The 18,831-nt window shown below is 42.2% G+C and carries 18 protein-coding genes; 9 read left to right on the top strand and 9 right to left on the bottom strand.

The window, feature by feature from the left end; translation table 11 throughout:
* Both V7K67_RS08405 and V7K67_RS08400 read left to right on the top strand, forming a co-directional pair.
* Nucleotides 1-259 (top strand): hypothetical protein (locus tag V7K67_RS08405; protein WP_335166008.1); only part of this gene is annotated, 259 nt, incomplete at its 5' end.
* Nucleotides 260-283: 24 nt separating this feature from the next.
* The gene (locus tag V7K67_RS08400; RefSeq protein ID WP_335166006.1) at nt 284-499 is read left to right on the top strand and encodes a hypothetical protein; all 216 of its coding nucleotides are present in this window, start codon (nt 284-286) and stop codon (nt 497-499) included.
* A 735-nt stretch (nt 500-1,234) separates the two neighbouring features.
* On the opposite strand, the gene V7K67_RS08395 is transcribed toward V7K67_RS08400, so the two are convergent.
* From V7K67_RS08395 to V7K67_RS08380, 4 genes are all read right to left on the bottom strand, one after another.
* Nucleotides 1,235-1,531, bottom strand: a complete 297-nt coding sequence (locus V7K67_RS08395; protein WP_334733391.1) for a type II toxin-antitoxin system VapC family toxin — start codon at nt 1,529-1,531, stop codon at nt 1,235-1,237.
* A gap of 11 nt (nt 1,532-1,542) precedes the next feature.
* A complete protein-coding gene (locus V7K67_RS08390) occupies nt 1,543-1,953 on the bottom strand; it encodes a hypothetical protein (protein ID WP_334733392.1) in 411 nt (136 codons plus the stop codon).
* Between the two features lie 357 nt (nt 1,954-2,310).
* Nucleotides 2,311-3,594, bottom strand: coding sequence for an RNA-guided endonuclease IscB (gene iscB / locus V7K67_RS08385; RefSeq protein ID WP_335166003.1), 1,284 nt, complete (start codon nt 3,592-3,594; stop codon nt 2,311-2,313).
* Between the two features lie 288 nt (nt 3,595-3,882).
* The gene (locus V7K67_RS08380) at nt 3,883-4,080 is read right to left on the bottom strand and encodes a hypothetical protein (protein WP_334733393.1); all 198 of its coding nucleotides are present in this window, start codon (nt 4,078-4,080) and stop codon (nt 3,883-3,885) included.
* A gap of 325 nt (nt 4,081-4,405) precedes the next feature.
* Between V7K67_RS08380 and V7K67_RS08375 the strand changes: the two genes are divergently transcribed.
* Complete coding sequence (locus V7K67_RS08375; protein ID WP_179066759.1) at nt 4,406-4,630, top strand: hypothetical protein; 225 nt, start codon at nt 4,406-4,408, stop codon at nt 4,628-4,630.
* 188 nt (nt 4,631-4,818) lie between these two features.
* On the opposite strand, the gene V7K67_RS08370 is transcribed toward V7K67_RS08375, so the two are convergent.
* Nucleotides 4,819-5,022 (bottom strand): hypothetical protein, encoded by a 204-nt coding sequence (locus V7K67_RS08370; protein WP_334733394.1) that lies wholly within the window; start codon nt 5,020-5,022, stop codon nt 4,819-4,821.
* Between V7K67_RS08370 and V7K67_RS08365 the strand changes: the two genes are divergently transcribed.
* Nucleotides 5,012-5,959, top strand: coding sequence for an aldo/keto reductase (locus V7K67_RS08365; RefSeq protein ID WP_334733395.1), 948 nt, complete (start codon nt 5,012-5,014; stop codon nt 5,957-5,959). The genes V7K67_RS08370 and V7K67_RS08365 overlap by 11 nt on opposite strands.
* A gap of 21 nt (nt 5,960-5,980) precedes the next feature.
* Here the strand turns inward: V7K67_RS08365 and V7K67_RS08360 are convergent, their stop codons facing one another.
* The 3 genes from V7K67_RS08360 to rimO form a co-directional block, all read right to left on the bottom strand.
* Nucleotides 5,981-6,559, bottom strand: coding sequence for a Uma2 family endonuclease (locus tag V7K67_RS08360; protein WP_334733396.1), 579 nt, complete (start codon nt 6,557-6,559; stop codon nt 5,981-5,983).
* Nucleotides 6,560-7,083: 524 nt separating this feature from the next.
* A complete protein-coding gene (locus V7K67_RS08355; protein WP_334732807.1) occupies nt 7,084-8,622 on the bottom strand; it encodes a DEAD/DEAH box helicase in 1,539 nt (512 codons plus the stop codon).
* Nucleotides 8,623-8,892: 270 nt separating this feature from the next.
* Nucleotides 8,893-10,212, bottom strand: a complete 1,320-nt coding sequence (gene rimO, locus V7K67_RS08350; RefSeq protein WP_334706153.1) for a 30S ribosomal protein S12 methylthiotransferase RimO — start codon at nt 10,210-10,212, stop codon at nt 8,893-8,895.
* 757 nt (nt 10,213-10,969) lie between these two features.
* Here rimO and btpA point away from each other — a divergent pair.
* The 5 genes from btpA (at nt 10,970) to V7K67_RS08325 (ending at nt 17,091) form a co-directional block, all read left to right on the top strand.
* Nucleotides 10,970-11,818 (top strand): photosystem I biogenesis protein BtpA, encoded by an 849-nt coding sequence (gene btpA, locus V7K67_RS08345; protein ID WP_094352113.1) that lies wholly within the window; start codon nt 10,970-10,972, stop codon nt 11,816-11,818.
* A gap of 141 nt (nt 11,819-11,959) precedes the next feature.
* Complete coding sequence (locus tag V7K67_RS08340; RefSeq protein ID WP_335166000.1) at nt 11,960-12,943, top strand: vitamin K epoxide reductase family protein; 984 nt, start codon at nt 11,960-11,962, stop codon at nt 12,941-12,943.
* Nucleotides 12,944-13,739: 796 nt separating this feature from the next.
* Nucleotides 13,740-15,944 (top strand): CHASE2 domain-containing protein, encoded by a 2,205-nt coding sequence (locus V7K67_RS08335; RefSeq protein ID WP_335165998.1) that lies wholly within the window; start codon nt 13,740-13,742, stop codon nt 15,942-15,944.
* Between the two features lie 741 nt (nt 15,945-16,685).
* Nucleotides 16,686-16,922, top strand: a complete 237-nt coding sequence (locus V7K67_RS08330) for a hypothetical protein (protein ID WP_335165996.1) — start codon at nt 16,686-16,688, stop codon at nt 16,920-16,922.
* A 22-nt stretch (nt 16,923-16,944) separates the two neighbouring features.
* Complete coding sequence (locus V7K67_RS08325) at nt 16,945-17,091, top strand: hypothetical protein (protein WP_335165994.1); 147 nt, start codon at nt 16,945-16,947, stop codon at nt 17,089-17,091.
* A gap of 60 nt (nt 17,092-17,151) precedes the next feature.
* On the opposite strand, the gene nadB is transcribed toward V7K67_RS08325, so the two are convergent.
* Nucleotides 17,152-18,822 carry an L-aspartate oxidase gene (gene nadB, locus V7K67_RS08320; protein ID WP_334732803.1) on the bottom strand — a complete coding sequence of 557 codons (1,671 nt, stop codon included), beginning with the start codon at nt 18,820-18,822 and terminating at the stop codon, nt 17,152-17,154.
* Between the last annotated feature and the right edge of the window lie 9 nt (nt 18,823-18,831).

Below are 18,831 nucleotides of genomic sequence, written 5' to 3'. Positions count from 1 at the left end.
GATACTTTTTGCGTCATGTCCCATATTCTACGACCCAAAGTGTACCTATTTTCTTTCTTATTTTTTCTCCTTACCCCTACTTACTGAGCGGATACAGAAATATGATAGATTAATTATTTATGTTTTGCTAGAAAAGCAAAATTCTTATTCAAATAAAGAAATTAATAAAATTATTCAAGGTAAGCTTAATTTCAATCCCAAGCAAGATATTTTGGATTATCGGGATGTACTCAAAGCTATTAATCAATTTCAAATTTAGAAAGCATTAAGCATAAAAAGCCTTTTGGAAGCAAATTTTGGCACTGGTAAAATACAAGTTAATAGTAAAGAATTACTAGATGGTTCTCATAAAAAATTAAGCTCAGAACTTGAGGAGACTTTAAAACTGTATTTTACGAAATGTTTTGAGGATGATGAATTTGCAGAATTAGACCAAGCGGGTGAAACTGATCCAGAAAGTCGTACATTGCTAGAGCGCCGGTCAACTAATATATATTGACAAAAACGTCATTACGTGTGTATGGTCAAAACGCCTATTGATGGCTAAATTTTGAGGTCTAGTTTTTAGCGATCGCATTAAAACTGAGTGCATAAGGATTTCTCACCAGATTTATCAAACCGAAGTGCAGAGGTCTTAGGGGCGGGTTAAGCGAGACATTCATGAATGATGGATTATATCTGTTAACCCGCCCCTACTGAAGAGTGAGAAATGCGGGATAAACGTTCGATTAACATAACACCCATATCCTGCGCTTTACGTCAACTACTTGTACTTGACCGGCGCTCTAGAACATATATTTATTGATCTTGATATTAAAATTAGAGGTGAAAAAATACACAGATTGGATTAGATGAACTTTTGCCTGAGTTATTACCATTAGCTAATCAAATAGGCATAAGTGTTGAAGATTTAGCAGAAGCATATATTTATAGTCCTATTAGCTTCAGTACATTGAAATGCAAAAGTGATGAACTCTACAAAATCTTAACGATTGCTGAAGAGGCTATAAAACAGCATAAAAGATTAAGTAGAATATTAATGAATCTGATTGAACTTAAGTGGTCATCAGATGCAATCTTCTTAAGAAAGGCACAGGATATTTTAGAATTAATTCTTACTACTTGCTCACAATCTTTAGACGACACTATTACTAACTTATGTTGGGTTTACTTCCTAAAAATATTAAGTTATGATACTCCGATTCCAAGAATAATACTACTTGTGTTTAATACTCTACCTCTTAAAGTTTTTTTCTTTTGGGGCAAATTGACGAAAAATGCGGTTCTTCAGTTGACTGTATATTTCAGCTATTTCTTTGTTGATCAGATAGATATCAATTTCTGTCAGGAATGCTTGAACCACTTGTAAGTTCATCTCTCGACGCTCTGATTTTTCCGTCATGTAGAGCAACTCACCATAGCTAATGATGCTAATCCCAAAAGAATCTTGAGCATAGCTTTGAGCAGTTGCGACAACTTGAGGATTATTGTTAATGAGATAACTACAGTGATTCGTATCGAGCAAATACATAAATTATTGGCTTAAAACTTCGCTTTTGAGCGGGTTGCATCAAGAAATGCTAGGCACTCTTCTAGGTCGTCTCCATGCCAAGTACCAGCAAATTTGAGCAAATCTTGACCTGTAGAACCTCGTCGGATCACAGATTGAGAACGATCGCCACGTTGTTTTATTTCAGCGATCTTAGCAGCAAAATCTTCAGGTGGTTGTGCTAGGGTTTCATCCTCCAGAGGATAATTGGGCGGAGTGTGTGCTTGCTCTAAAGATGCCAGAATCGAAGCTCCAGTGGAAGGTGATTTGGTCACTTCTGATTGAGATGAAACTGTTTTCTGAAAACCAAGAAATGCTATATATTGCTCAACCTGAGTCAGTTGGTCATCTGGAAGTTGAGCAATCTGTTGTTGAAGTTGACGGCGGCGCTCAAGCATAGTCATCGGACACCTCGCGGGAACAACTGAACTTTCATTTTACTCGATTGATACAGTAGCAATGGTTTTGACGATCGCACTATAAAAGTCAAAAAGCTTGAACAAAGACCGATTACAACATTGAACAGGAACTAACTAAAAAATAGCGATCGCACTCCACCAACGACCTCTTAATCAATCACGCTATTCAATCCCCGTTTCTTAACTAGGTGCAACAGCTTAAGAGCAGTACCACTGGGACGCTTCTGACCGATTTCCCACTTTTGAACCGTTCATCAGACACCTCGCCCCGTGGAAACCCCTTTCTTCAGATATGGGGGTGGGGGTAAGGGGCAGGCGATTTTAATCGCAGTCAGAATTGTTTCAAAATGCATAACTGTAACCGTCCTTTTTGTGAATTGATTTACAAACTTTGTAACTGATTCCTTGGATTAAACCTTTATTTGTCGAAATATTGAAACTTCCAGTACTTCTAACTGCAACTCTTCCAACATATTCGCCAATTTTCTTACCAGTAGTGACAACCGCTTTGACAATATCCCCAGTCTGAAATCTTTTTACAAACTTAAATCTGGGTACATACCTGTTAGGAAACCCGAATTTATCTGTACGGCATGACTGTCTAGAACCATGCCCCATTGCCTTAATTAGCAAGGGTTTAACGCCTTTAATATTGAGTGCTGGGGTTGATTTACCAACACAAGCAGCGTCTAGCCAGTGAGTTTTTTCTAGTTTTTGTTGACTACGATTAAATTTAGTCAAACCGCCAGAACCCGTTTCTATTGGCAATCCTGTTTCTTTTAAAGTTTTAAACAGCACCCACCGAGTTGTATTAACTGCGGCTGCATCAGCCAAAGGTCTTTTAGCTTGCGCCAAGATTTTTGTTAATTTGGATGGGTCTTTTTTTAGAAAATCTTTAATATCTTTAGTTCCTTTTTTGGTATTACATTTCTCGCAACTTAAAGCAAGATTTGTAATAGAATTACTCCCTCCTTTGGCTCTTGGGTGAATATGTTCTACCTGTAGTGGAACCTCTTTGATTCCGCAGTAGGCGCATTGTCTACCCCACTTTTCGAGTAGGTATTCTCTTGTCTCGTATCCCTGTAATGTTCCTTGCTGGTATTCAGCGCCTTGAATATCTGGGTTAGCCATTAATTGCATATCAAACCGGACTAATTCTTGACTGATAAATTCTATTCTTGCGAGTTTTTGAAACTTACTAACCCAGGTTTTGACGTTCTCAACTCGGCTTTTTAAGCTAGGAGCTAACCATCCTGATGGTCTAGTTCTATTTAAAAAGCGTGGCGCTCTATATCGAGTTTTCCTTGCTCGTCTCCCTCTTCTTAATTGCCTTCTAGAAGTTAAAGATTCTCGAATTGCAAAACCTCTATGTTGTAATTCGGCTGCGAATACAACCTCGCCTGAGACATCATTAACTATTGAAAACCCTGTAAATTTAGCACCTGGGTCAATTTTTAATCGTAGTGCTTGAACTACTGCATCCGGGCTTGAATCTTTAAGGATAATTGTGAACGGGAAGCGGCGATAAACTGCTGCTTTTTGGTTTCTTAATAACTGTCTAGCTTGCGCTGAATGGATTGGGTCTAATGGTCTTTTTTCTGTGTCTAGAACAAAAACTTTGGACATAATTAATATTTTGCTCCTAAGAGCCTCCTTTCGGGTAATGTTAGCTTCTCCCAAAGGGAGACGCTGCGCGAACGATAAAGTTAGAGGTCGGTAACTATCCAAACGACACTGGCTTAACCCTTGTATACCTGTTTAACCGTTCGGTTCTAGAGCGGGGGACTAGCTTCGCATCCCCCGGTAGGTCTTGAACTCTTGCCTCTAACGTAGCCAACTAAGGCTTAATCTGGTCAGATGTGGGACTTTTTCAAGCCCCGTCCTTTAGGACTGGGGTTTCTGACAGACTTGTATTCAAAATCGCAGCAAATACTGACTGACATGAGATGATTCGCGTATTTCCTTAATTTGCTTAGGTTCTAGCGGTTCAATCCCAGACAAGCACATACGATCAAATTCACGTAATGTAGTCTCATCCATCAATCCAGCCTTGTGCAGCCCCGTAGCCGTTTCGTGAACGGCTTCAAGAATCGCTGATTTCTTCTTCGGCATTGCGAATTACCTCCATCAATTCATCTTCCAGCTTGGCTTTTTCGATATTAGCGTTGCATTAGTAGCAAAAAATGCAATACCTCAATCTAACCTGATCCAAGTAAAAATAGTACTAAAAAAGATTTAAAAGTAAACCCAATAGTAATGCTGACTAGAGTTATGGTATTGCGCTGTAACTTTATCAGATGCAATCAACGCCACATAGAAATATCAATATTAAAATGTGGTTTTAACTACGCTATTCCATTGAATTAGTAAGATAAACTTGCCGTATGTATGTCATCAAAGTACTTAGCTTCATCCAGTAACCAAAAAGGCATAAGCAATGAGTAAAGAACCAGTCAAAGTAATATTATGGGAAGAAAATCAAAAAGATTTTCTCAAAAAATTCTACGATCTTCAATTTACTCCCAGAGTAGGAGAAGAAGTTTACCTAAAAAAGGAAAGATGGAAAGTAACCAGAGTTGAGCATGATGTAGAAATTAGTGAGATTAATGTCTACATGGAATTAATCAAAAAACCCAAGCAGGATAAATCATCTAATTCTTAAATACAAGTAAATACACTCAACTATTATTAAAGGGAGGTTATTAACCTCCCTTAATTCTGACAATATAGGAGTGCGATTTGATTTCTGAAAAAATCTAAGTATCTGTAGGGTGTGTTATGGCGTAGCCTAACGCACCTAAATCGTTAACTGGTGCGTTAGCCTTTGGCGTAACGCACCCTACGTATATTTCAGAAATCAAATATGAGTCCTATAGATATATTGTCAGGTGTAATTTGTAAATCTTTATGCAAGCCGCGATGTCTAGGACGGGCGTAGCTGCGGCACCACAATTGCAGCCAAGTGGTGGCGATCGCACCCAATCTTGTCTGTAACGATACACTATAAAAGTAAAGAAATGTAAATAAACTAAATTTTGCAACCGTGGAAAACATCACATTGGGGCAAAATGGCCCAGTTGTTAACCCCTTGTGCATCGGCACTTGGGCTTGGGGTGATAAACTATTTTGGAATTATGGCGATCGCTATGGCCCAGAACAGTTACAAGAAGCTTTTACAGCAGCCTTAGAAGCTGGTATTACCTTCTTTGATACAGCCGAAGTCTACGGAATGGGACTATCAGAGAAATTTTTGGGACAATTTCTGCAACAGACACAACAACCTGTACAAATCGCCACAAAATTTGGCCCCCTACCGTGGCGATTTACAGCCCAATCCGTCTCTGATGCTTTAACAGCCAGCCTCAAACGCTTGCAATTAGAGCGAATTGCCCTGTATCAAGTGCATTGGCCTTTTGCCTTCTTTTTAAGTCAAGAAACTTTGATGAATGCCCTAGCAGATGAAGTGAAGCGGGGCAGAATTGCCGCAGTTGGTGTAAGTAATTACTCAGCAGAGCAAATGCGAGATGCGCATCAAATATTGGCAGCCCGTGGAGTGCCTTTGGCTGTAAACCAAGTGCGCTATTCTTTACTCAGTCGCCAAGTTGAAAGCCAAGGTATTATCACAACTGCCCGTGAGTTTGGTGTGACTATCTTGGCTTATAGTCCTTTGGCGCAGGGATTACTCACTGGCAAGTACAGTATTGATAGTACTGAAACTCCCACTGGTGCAAGGAAAATAGACCCGCGATTTAAGAAAGAAGGACTGCAAAAAATTGCCCCAGTTATATCTTTACTACGTAACTTCGGGGAAAAATACGATCGCACCCCTGCCCAAGTTGCTCTCAACTGGTTAATTGCTCAGGGGAACGTTATTCCTATTGCTGGGGTGAAGACAGCGGAACAGGTACGGCAAAATGCTGGTGCTTTGGGCTGGAAATTGAACGACGATGAAATTGGAGAATTAGAACTAGTTAGTCGTCCTTGGCTGTAGAGACGTTGCAATGCAACGTCTCTACTCAAACACGGGAGGCCAAACTTCTGACACTACTAGCTCCCAACCTGGTAGTAAGTCTGGTAGTGTCAGTTTGTCATTGTCCTGCAAAACTATTGGTTCTTGGTTGAGTCGATAAACTGTGAGCGTCAATTTGTCAGGATCAATCAGGATACCAACTGTAGATCCGAGTTGTAAGAATAGCTGAATTTTTTCTACCAGTGGTTTGATCCGGTCTGACTTAGATTTTATCTCTACCATCAAATCAGGCACCAGTTCCACAAAGTCGCGCTTGCTTGTTTTAAGTCTATCAGCCCGAACAAAAGACACATCGGGAGCGCGGAGATTTCGTTTTTCGTTATCAGCTTCTTTTCCGTTTTCAGTTTCTAATGTAGGCAAAATAAAACCAGCGCTAGAACCCGTTACCCGTCCTAGCCTCTGTGGGCGTACCCAGTTGCCCAGTAACCTAGCTAACTCAGCACCTATTTCCTCTGACTCATAATCTGATGGCCCCATAACAACTATATTTCCATCTACCAGCTCCATCTGCCATTCTGGATGCTCTGCTTGTAGTTGCTCTAAGTCTGGAATAGTGAACATAAGACCACGAAGAATGCATCTTTAATTTATCCTAACTTTTCACGGGATCTGGAAAACCTCACCTCCATTCCTCTCCCCTAGAAGCTACTACGGTATACACACAAGTCGAAAAATCCTCTACCCACATTTTTGTCATAGCGAAACTGTCACCCTGACGGATATCCCGCCCAGAACTGAAGTTCAGGGCTAATAGCAGAAGTCCACTTAAGTGGACTGATATTGATCATTTAGTCCACTTAAGTGGACTTCTGCTATGAGACTCGGAATTTATTCCGAGGCGGGATGGAAACGCAGTGCGAGATTTATCAATCAAGATATGGCTTCGGCAAAACTTGCGTGTACACCATAGGGTTACAAGTCTCAAAAAGCTCTCGATATTAATACTTTGAGTTGCGGGCGGTATCAGTAAAAGGCTAAAAAGTCAAGAGTCAAAATCTTGACTCTCAACTCTGCCAATTTTACTTTGGGATTTTGGATTGAAGAAAAAATCTAAAATCCAAAATTGATTAACTTCTAACTGTTGACTAAGAAGCTGATTCTCTAGCTGTAGGTGAACCTATCTTTTTACTAGGGGATGCAGAAGATTCACGACCACTTCCACTTGTCCGCAGTTTAGGCTTGGGAGAAGAATGTCTTTCTTCATCTCCATTGTTGCTATCTGATTTCCATGCAGAACGGGGGCGATCACTAGAAGATTCACGACGCTTACCGAGTCTGGGTTTGGGAGCGGAGGATTCTTCTTGGGGAATTTCCACGTCTGAACTCAACCAAGCGGGACGAGTTTGATCGTAAGCGATTTGTAGTGCTGCTGCGGCGATCGCTTGAGCATCGTATTCTTCAATTAGTTCGCTGACAATTGGCAAGAATGAAGCTAAACGCTCACCTGTCAAAGCTTCCCGCACCAGTTCTTGCAATTTCAGAATGTGTTTTGCTTCAATCTGGGCGCGTGTGGGAATCGTCAGCACTTGCCAATTTTGGCGGTTATGACGTTCAAATGTTTGCTGTTTGCGCCGCTCAAATGGTTGAACTAAAGAAATTGCTGTTCCTTCTTTACCAGCACGACCAGTACGACCAATACGGTGGACGTAGGTTTCTACGCTATCGGGTAAGTCGTAGTTGATGACATGGGAGAGTTGATCGACATCTAACCCTCTTGCTGCAATATCAGTTGCTACCACCCAGCGAACTTGACGGTTACGGAATCTGATTAATAAGCGTTCCCGCGCTTGTTGGGACAAGTCACCGTGGTATTCATCGACACTATGACCAGCCCCTTGTAACTGGCTGGTGAGTTCGGCGGCTGTACGTCTGGTGCGGACAAAGATTAAGGCTGTTTCTGGATCTTCCATTTCCAGAATTGGCTGTAAAGCTTTGGCTTTTGTCCAGTGGCGGGGGATCAGATAAGCTACCTGATTAATCTTGTTAGGAGCGGCTTTTGGCTGCTCGACAGTGACAGTTGCAGGCGATCGCAAGAACTTGTTCACCAACATCCGAATCGATGGTGGCATTGTTGCCGAGAATAAAGCTGTTTGGCGATCTACGGGCGCTTGCGAGAGGATTTTGATCACATCGTCGATAAAGCCCATGCTCAACATTTCATCAGCTTCATCTAACACAAACCACTTCACTTGATCCAGCTTTAAACAGCCGCGATCGAGCAAATCGATCACCCGTCCGGGAGTGCCCACAACCATGTGAACACCACGTTTTAGTTGTAACATTTGGCGGTCAATTGATTGTCCACCGTAGATTGCTAACACCCGCAATCCTTCATTACCGATGAATTGGGCGATCGCATCGTGAACTTGCATTGCTAATTCACGGGTTGGTGTTAAAACTATGGCTTGCACGGCTCTTTGATTAATATCTAGCCGCTCTAAAATTGGCAGTGAAAATGCTGCCGTTTTGCCTGTTCCAGTTTGAGATTGACCGACTACATCACGACCGGCAAGCAATTGGGGAATTGCTTGCACTTGAATGTTAGTTGGTTCGGTAAAACCGATTTTTTCTAGTTGTTCGACACGTTCTTGGGAAATGCCTAATTCTTGAAATGAAAGAGTCATTAATTCTCCTAAATTTTTTGTAAGGATTTTTGGATTAGTCATTTAGTCATTAGTCATTAGTCATTAGTCATTAGTCATTAGTCATTAGTTATTGGTAAGCGAAGGGCGATAGCGGAGCCTCAACTCTTAGAGAGGCTATTTCAACAAGTCCGCCAGCGTTTCAGGTAAACCCTCATGAAAACTGCCATTAATGCAGCATTGACCTTAGGATAAGGATGAATATATAAGGGTCATTTAACAAAGGACAAAGGACAAAGGACAAAGGACAATTTAGTTATTGACTACTTGACCATAGAGGTCGTATGTATCAGCGTGGTGAATCGCTATTGGCACGATGGTTCCTAACTTTGCCTGGCCTTTGACATATACCAGACCATCAACCTCTGGGGAAAATCTACCTGAACGACCGATTAATTCACCACTTTCAGGATTTTCTTGCTCAATCAGGACATCAACGATTTTGCCTACTTCCTGTTGATTTTTCTTTTGGGAAATCGGTTGCTGGATTTCCATCAGTTGGTATCGACGCTCGTCCATCACCAATTGGGGCAACTGATTTGGCAACTTATAAGCTGGGGTTCCTTCCTCAGAGGAAAAGGTGAAGACACCAACATGGTCGAATTCATGCCGTTGAACAAACTCTAGTAGATGCTCAAAATGCTCGCTTGTTTCTCCTGGGAAACCAACAATAAATGTTGTCCGCAATACGGCTGTTGGTAGCGCCGTTTTGATGCGATCAATAATCCCATCATTTACACGTCCTTGCCAAGGACGATTCATGGCGCGGAGAACATCTGGATGAGAATGCTGCAAAGGCAAATCCAGATAAGGCAAGACGTTGGGTGTTTCTTGAATCGCCGCGATTACATCTGGGGTCAGTCCCGTGGGATAAGCGTAGTGCATTCTGATCCACGGTATATCTACTTTCCCCAAAGCGCGAAGTAATTCGGCTAATTTTGGCTGACCGTAAATATCTAGACCGTAGTTAGTGGTGATTTGGGAAATTAAAATAATTTCCTTTACGCCTTGACTAACTAACTGCTCCGCTTCGGCGACTATAGATTCTATAGTACGCGATCGCTGGTTCCCTCGAAGATGAGGAATTATACAAAATGCACAACGATAATCACATCCTTCCGCAACCCGGAGGTAAGCAACGCCCTCTGTTGTAGTGCGATAGCGTGGTGTAGTTTCGTCAGCAATGTAGGTTGGCTTAATACTAACCTGTTTAACCCGCTCGCCTTGTTCTACACGCTCAATGACATTGACAATTTTGTGATAATCGCCGGTACCCACCACCGCTACTGCTTCAGGTAACTCTTCCAAAAGTTGCTCTTGGAAATGTTGCGCCATACAGCCAGTGATGACGATTTTTTTGTTTGCCTCTGCCAGTTCTACCAGAGTTCTGACAGATTCTTGCCGGGCTGCTTCAATAAAACTACAAGTATTAACAATAACGTAATCTGCTAACTCTTCGTTTGTATCTACACCATAGCCTGCTTCCACGAGCAGTCCTAGCATGTGTTCTGTATCAATTCGGTTTTTCTCGCAGCCCAGGTGAGAAATGGCAATTGTTGGCTTGTCACCCATATTTTGAAAATATCTTCATTTTTTTTCTTGCAATCAAACATTTCAGCGCTAATTTCGCTTTTTTCCGATCATGATCCTTCTAATAACAGTACGGCGGCAGATTCTCACTGTCAGCAACTGTCCGTAGAATTATGACCCTATCAATAATAAAAATAGAGGTCATGTTATGATATTCTTATCAATCTGTTCCCCAGGGTAAATTGAAGTGTCTTTGGGTACATTTGACACTTGTAATGTTTTTTAACGATTCGCCTATTGGTATTTTACATTACCGCAGCGTGTGCGTTGTTAACCTACCCATCGGGAAGCCGCCCAAAGGGCTGGTTGTGAGAAGTCGCTACCCTCAGGGAAATCGACGAAAGCGACTACGCCTATAAAGCAGTAATGCTAGCCTGGCGATTGGCAAGTCCTACGACTGTGCGCGGACAATACGCCTAAACCACGGAAAGCTGCCTTGCGTCTAGTGAGTGGCAAACTCCTCTTGTAGCCAAGTTTTATCTTAACATATCTTATGGGAGGTTTCACGCCAATTTCCATCTTAGGAAGGAAGCATTAAGCCGACTATCATAAAACACATTTGACTATTTAATGGAAAGTCAAGAGTCAAGGGTCAAGAGGAGCCAGTCACGTGCGGGGTTTCCCCCGTTGAAGAGCCACCCCTGTATAGAGGTTTCCTCAGTTCCGGGTAGTGGTGTTGAACTGGCGTTCAATAGTCAAAAAATTCTGGACTCTGGACTCCGCGAGGCGGATTAAAGACGTGGACTTATATCAGATATTTAAAACTCGTTCACCAATTATTGGCGTGGTTCACCTGCTACCACTGCCTACCTCACCCCGTTGGGGAGGTAGTTTAAAAGCGGTGATTGATCGTGCCGAACAAGAAGCCGCAGCCCTAGCAAGTGGAGGGGTTGACGGTCTGATTGTCGAGAATTTTTTCGACGCGCCGTTTACCAAAAACCAAGTTGATCCAGTGGTTGTGAGTGCCATGACCATTGTGGTGCAGCGAATACAGAATTTGGTGACTTTGCCTATCGGCTTAAATGTTTTGCGAAACGATGCTAAAAGCGCAATAGCGATCGCTAGCTGTGTGCAAGCGCAATTTATCCGCGTCAACGTCCTCACAGGGGTAATGGCAACCGATCAAGGATTAATTGAGGGAGAAGCCCATCAATTACTCCGCTATCGACGGGAGTTGGGTTGTGATGTTAAAATCCTGGCCGATGTGTTGGTGAAACACGCCCGTCCTTTGAGTTCTCCAAATCTCACAGTCGCCGTGAAAGACACCATTGAAAGGGGTTTAGCAGACGGAGTGATTTTATCCGGTTGGGCTACAGGTAGTCCGCCTAACTTAGAAGATTTGGAACTAGCTTGTGGTGCAGCAAATGGCACACCAGTGTTCATCGGTAGTGGGGCAAATTGGGAAAATATTGATACATTGATGCAAGCAGCAGATGGTGTAATAGTTTCCAGTTCTCTGAAACGTCACGGACGTATTGAGCAACCAATTGACCCAATTCGCGTCAGTCAATTCGTGGAAGCTGCCCGTCGCAATTGGAACTCCAAAGGTGAAAGCAAATCAGCCGAACAAGTGAAGTTGCATTCTTAGAAAGTGGGGAAAGAGAGTTAGGAGTTAGAAGTTAGGAGTTATGAGTTTTAAATTAATTGTTCCTAACTCCTCATTCTTAACTCCTCACTCCTCACTCTTAACTCCTAACTTTTACCAATCCCCAGTCCCCAATAGCAATTTATGATTCGCCGTCGTTCTACTCCTTGGATTCATAAATGGTCACGTCCATTGATTGCCGCGATCGCTGGATGTGGTGCCCTGATAACAGGTTATCTCACCATAGAAAAATTAACAGGAGGCAGTGCCGCTTGTCTGGCGCAGGCTGGTGTTAAGGGCTGTAATGATGTGCTTTCCAGTCCTTGGGCAACGGTTTTTGGTCAGCCATTAGCCTTGTTTGGGTTTTTGGCGTACATCAGTATGGTGATATTTGCTTTGGCCCCCTTGGTATTGAACTCAGGGGAAAATAATAACCGCAAACAATTGGAAAATTGGACGTGGTTCCTGCTGCTGGCGGGTGCGATCGCAATGTCTGTCTTTAGCGGCTACTTGATGTACGTGCTGGCATCTCAAATCAAAGCTATTTGTCCTTACTGTATCGGTTCAGCTTTGTTCTCTCTGAGTCTTTTGGTACTGACGATTATCGGTCGGACTTGGGAAGATATTGGACAAATTTTCTTTACCGTCATTATTGTTGGGATGGTAACGCTGATTGGTACTTTAGGGGTATATGCGGGTGTAAATAAATCAGATATTACATCTGGAACTCCTGGACAACCCGTTAAAATTATCTTTAATTCCAAAGGAGATCCTAACCCAGCATTCGGTTGGGAAGTTACCACTACTTCTGGCGAGGCAGAAATAGCCTTAGCACAGCATCTGGCAAAGGTAGGCGCAAAGGAATACACTGCTTACTGGTGTCCTCACTGCCATGAACAAAAGCTGCTTTTTGGTAAAGAAGCAGAGGAAATAATCAACAATGGTGTTAGGGTAGAATGCGCTCCCGATGGACTGAAAGCTCAAACAGAACTATGTAAAGCCGCAAAAATTGAAGGCTTTCCCACTTGGATTATCAATAGTAAAAGCTATAGCGGAGTCCAAAACTTAGAGGAACTAGCGAAAGTTTCTGTTTACACAGGGCCTCGTAACTTCAAGTATTTCAAGTAATTGCTTTGAAGAAGCCTCAGTCGCGGTTCTCAATTGGAAAACTTACACCGACCTAGTGGTACTGAGTAGTTCACACACTACAGTCAACTGGATAAATACAGAAAAATCTGTTTCCAGTTGGCTGTTTTGTTTTTGGTAATAGATAATAAGTGTTGTCCCAATACTGCTCGGATAAGCAGGGGAGGCTGGCGTTGCAGGGGAAGCAAAACTCAACGCCAGCCTCCATTTCTCCCCCGGCTATTGAACAGCTTGCCTCAACCAAGAAATTCCAAAACCTACGCAGTATTGAGTGTTGTCCAATACCCTATTACCAATTTCCCTGCGGCTTTTATCCACAAATACCTTAAGATAAAGTAGATTAGTTAAGTGTATTTACTCGGCAAAAATGTATAATTTAATTTATTTTTGTACTTGGAAGCCACCTTGGGATGTAATTATATCAGCACCGAATCTAAAGGTATGTCTGTTGGAAGTTACCTTAATTCTCAGTAAAATACCTAATTGATCGCAAATGTGGGAGTTCACTTGAGTAAGCTTTAACAAACAACGCTTTGGGCGTTAAATTCACCGAACTCACTTTAATTTGTGATGATAGTCATAAAAGCCACAGTAGCCGTTTAATCAGATCATTGGCCTTAAATATGCTAATACATCAGAAATACCACGATGTCTTAAAGAACCTTGCTGAGTTGAAAAAACTCTTAGAAACTCTATTTAGCTCCTGCTTGAGCTATGTTAGTCCGATAGTTAATAGCTATAGGAAATAGAGAATATTTCTCCCTACTAGGTAATGGGAATGAATCAGCAGCTAGGCAAGCGTTTTGTGAAGTTCGTCGCTGGACTGAAGCAATCGCTTAGTCGAGGACACAGAGAATTAATTACTGCCGCCAGCGTTGCAGTCTGCGTCCTGCTTTTGCGCTCTATTGGATTATTGCAATCTTTGGAGTTGCCAGCTTTGGATCAATTTTTCCGCTTACGTCCAAACGAACCGCCAGAAGAGCGTATTACGATTGTAGTGATTGATGAGGCCTATTTAAACGAAGTCGGTTCGTGGCCGATTCCAGATGCGAAGATTGCCCTGTTATTGCAAAAATTAAATGTCCATAAACCCCGTGCTATTGGCTTAGATATCTACAGAAATTTGCCAGTAGAGCCTGGTAATCAAGAACTGCGTAATGCTTATCAGTTGATGCCCAACTTAATTGGTATTGAACTATTAGCAAATGACAAAAATAAAAACTTTAGTGTTTTGCCTCCACTGGGGCTGAATCAGGATCAAGTGGGCTTTAATAACGTGCTGTACGATCTTGATGGTAAAGTACGTCGTAGTTTGTTGTATTGGCACGTTAAAAGTCAGGTACATGAAAGTTTTGCCCTGAAGTTGGCTTTATTATATTTAAAGTCAAAGAGAATTACTCCCACCAAAGCAAAAAGCAACCCTGAGTATTTGCAATTGGGTAAAGCAGCGTTTACTCGTTTTGAGGCTAATGATGGTGCTTATGTGGGAGATGATGACAGAGGCTACCAAATTCTGGCTAATTTTCCTAAACCTAAATGTCAAAGTTCATCTGGAGAATTTTGTAGTTTTCGCCAGGTATCGGTGAGAGATGTACTGGCAGATAAAGTCAAAGAAAACTTAATCAAAGATCGGATTGTACTCATTGGTTCCACCGCACCCAGTCTTCAGGATTTTGTATTCATTCCCTACTCCAATAGTCTCATGGGTACGGCAAAGCCTGTACCTGGTATTCAACTGCAAGCTTATTTTATTAGTGAGTTAATCTCTGCTGCTCTTGATGGACGGCCATTACTCAAAGTCTGGCCTGACTTGGTAGAATACTTGTGGATTTTTATCTGGTCTTATCTGGGAGCCGTAACGATATGGCGGATACAAAACGTAACTAGGAGCCTGCTTTGTATCCTAATTTCTAGTTTTGTATTGACCCTGACTACATATCTTGCTTTCTTGTACGGTTGGTGGATACCACTCATTCCCTCACTGTTTTGCTTTGGCTGTTCAGCTATTTGGATGATTAGTCATATTGCCCATATCGAGGAAGAGGGGAAACGTTCTAGGGAATTTTTGCATCACGTCATCAACACGATTCCTGATCCCATTTTTGTGAAAAATGAACAACACCAGTGGATTGTTTTAAATGAGGCGTATTGTCGATTTATCGGTTATCCGAATAAGTTATTACTTGAAAAGTCAGACTATGACTTTTTCCCTCAACATGAAGCTGATGTGTTTCGCCAACAGGATGATCTGGTTTTTCGGACTCAGCAACCCCAGGAACATGAAGAAGAATTTACAAATGCCGATGGCCAGACTTATCAAATTGCCACTAAGCGATCGCTCCATAAAGACTCAGCTGGCAATTTCTTTTTAGTTGGGGTGATTCGAGATATTACTCAGCGCAAGCTGATGGAAGAACAGCTGAAGCGTACCGCTGCTGAACTATTCCGCTCTAACAATGAATTAAAACTCAAAGAAGACCACTTGCGTTACTTAGCCTATCACGACCCCCTCACAGGTTTATCCAATCGCAAATTTTTTGCCGAACAACTTTACGAGTCGTTACATTGGGCGCAACATAACAACTTGTTGCTGGGACTGCTGTTTATTGATCTAGATGGCTTTAAGCAAGTCAATGATAATCTGGGACACGAGACGGGCGATCGCTTGCTAATGACTGTCGCGGGAAGACTCAGCAACTCTTTACGCGCTAGTGATACAGTTTCTCGTTTGGGTGGCGATGAATTTACTATAATTTTACGGGCAATTCCTAATGTCCAAATAGCTGCTAAAGTCGCCGAAAAAATTTTAAGCAGTATTACCAAGCCAATTGTTTTGGACGGCTATACAATCCGAATCTCTGCCAGTATTGGCATTAGTGTTTACCCATACAACAGTCAAGACAGTGAAACTTTGATGAAACAAGCAGATGCCGCAATGTACCGTGCCAAGCGCCTGGGTAAAAATCGCTACGAGTTTGCTTAACGAGTCAAGAGTAAAGCCTCCAGATTTTTTCACTTTAGTTAATATTTTTACCTTCAAATTTATAAATGCGGACTGGAGATACCTCTAAGGCACTGTTTTGAAAAAGCATATAAGCTATGCTTTTTCGGTAAGATGTAGACCTAGCAAGGTTTTTTGCCCGAATACTCAAGCTAATAACTCATGTAAGAAAGGAATTAGCCATCAGAATTAATTAGAAAAATAAATATCTCGCGTAAAATTTTATACTACTAAAAAGATACTTATATTGTACTGGGTTATTACGGTGTTTTATAGTCGTAATATTCTTTTAAATCCTTATAAAATATAAATTATTTTGTTTTATCTTCATATATCTTTACTCTAATTAAATACTAACTATACAATCAAATAAGTATTACTTAATAATTTTCTGAACTAACTATTTATTAAACATAGTGTTTATACTTAGAAGTGTGAAGCTATCATTAATAAATGGTGAATTAGGCAACATGCTCATGGCGATCCATCAACATATCTAACTTTAGACTGATGTAGAAACGGCTAATTAAGAATATTACTTAAGTATAAATGCTATTTAATACCAGCAAATTCAGGTAATCTCTAACTGACACCACAATTACTTATACATTCCCAACATTAATTTAATAAGGTTAAAATATTTTTGTAAAAAATTCAGTAAATATACGGTGGAAAATAAAAAAGACATTCTGAGATAAAAAATTAGTAAATTTACTGAAAGCAATGAGAACTAACTTCCGAATTGCAAAGTTGATGATATTCTGTATAAGTGCTTACATACTAATACCAAAATTTGCCGCTTACATAGGTATATTCAGTACTGCAAATGCTAGTGCTTTTGGTGCTACTAGCAGTGATAGCTTAATAGCCCACAAAGCCAATTCTGAAAAGATAAAAGACATATATATTCCACCAAATTATGGTGGCCCCGACAGTCATAATGGTAGCGGTACTCGCTGATGGCTATTTTGGATTTTAGATTGTGGTAAAGCAGAGCGATAAGGCAGCTACGGTCTTGAACACCACATCCTTTACTTTGCGGCTCATTGCAGAATATTGTGCTTTAGGGCTGCTGAAAAATATCAGGCTTTTTAAAGCATTACCAACCATTGGCTGGGTGTCACGTTAAGGGATAACCGCTCCCATGCTCCCATTGAAACGTCAAGTAATGTCTGGCATTGTCCAGGTTTTATGTAGCAGATTTCCACCAATGATTTGTTTGTACAAGTGTGTGAACTTGCCAATTTGGGTCTGGTTGAGGATAATCTAAACGGTAGTGTCCCCCTCGGCTTTCGGTTCTAAAAGCAGCACTTTTGAGAATTAAATCAGCCACATCTAATAAATTGCGGGTTTCTGCCCAAAGTCCCAATTGCCGTTCAACATCTGGTAGGTCAAAACTAGCTGGTCCTGCTGGACGTAAAGTCAGCAAGAATTGACTTAAAGGCAAAGCGGCGAAATCTTGTTGCCAAGATTCAATAGTAGCGATCGCATTTTCCATCCTTGATTGTTCTCGACAAATACCAGCATTTTCCCACACTAGACGTGGTAACTTCTCCCTGAGTGCTTCTAGCTGTGCTTGCTGGATGCGCCACTCACTAGCATCAGGACTAAATTTTCGTAATGGCAGCACTGGTGTTTCTGATGGCAGCCCAATATTTTCTAACTCAATATTAGCCATCTGGGCCCCAAACACAATACATTCCAATAGGGAATTACTAGCAAGGCGATTTGCCCCATGCACCCCAGTACTAGCGGTTTCACCCACTGCGTACAAACCGGGGATATTGGTGCGATTCATCAGATCCGCAACAATTCCACCCATCCAGTAATGGGCGGCTGGCGCTACAGGAATTGGTTCGTGGAAGACATCAACGCCCCAATGTTGACAAACTTTGATGATGTTAGGAAAACGGTGACAAATCTTGTCGGCGGGGATGGGGCGCATATCCAACCATACATGGGCAGTAGCCAAATCAACGGCGGTACGTTGTAAATGGCTGAAAATTGCTCTACTGACTACATCTCTCGGTGCAAGCTCACCGGCAGGGTGGTAATCAAAGGCAAAACGTCGCCCTTCATTATCGATGAGGTGTGCCCCCTCGCCGCGTACAGCTTCACTGATCAAGAAGCGATCGGCACCAGGTTTAGTGAGGGCTGTGGGGTGAAATTGGACAAATTCTAAATCGCGGAGGATAGCCCCAGCACGAGCTGCGATCGCTACTCCATCACCCGTACTCACAGCCGGGTTAGTTGTTTGGGCAAATACCTGACCGCCGCCGCCAGTTGCCAGTACCACAGCACCAGCTCTTATCCAGGTGATTTTATCTTGATAAAACAAGCTAATTCCCTGACAGCGACTAGTTTCGGGTTCAATCCACAAACTCAAAGCCAAAGCTTGCTGAATAACTTGAATATTCTCGCGGCGTAATACTTGGTCAGTGAGGGTGGTAGTAACTTCCCTCCCTGTGGTATCCGCAGCGTGGAGAACGCGGCGGCGAGAATGGGCGGCTTCCAAAGTTAAAGCTAGGGCTTGACCCTGACGGTCAAAAGCTACTCCCAAGTTAACTAGGGATTGAATGCAGCTAGGGGCAAGTTGGGCGAGAAATTCGACAGCGGTGCGATCGCACAAACCGGCACCCGCCTGGATCGTATCTTCAATGTGCAGTCGGGGAGAATCTTCTGGGTCTACCGCTGCGGCAATGCCACCTTGCGCCCAATCACTAGCGGACAACGCAACAGTTTCTTTGGTAATCAGGCCGACTCGTAAGGATTCTGGCAGACACAACGCTGTGTATAGTCCGGCGGCACCAGCACCGACTACTAAGACATCAAATTGGCTAGGAATATCTATCTGAGACAAGGTAATCGG

This window comes from Nostoc sp., assembly GCF_036917155.1.
Taxonomy (GTDB): domain Bacteria; phylum Cyanobacteriota; class Cyanobacteriia; order Cyanobacteriales; family Nostocaceae; genus Nostoc.
This window is presented reverse-complemented; position numbering and strand designations above follow the sequence as displayed.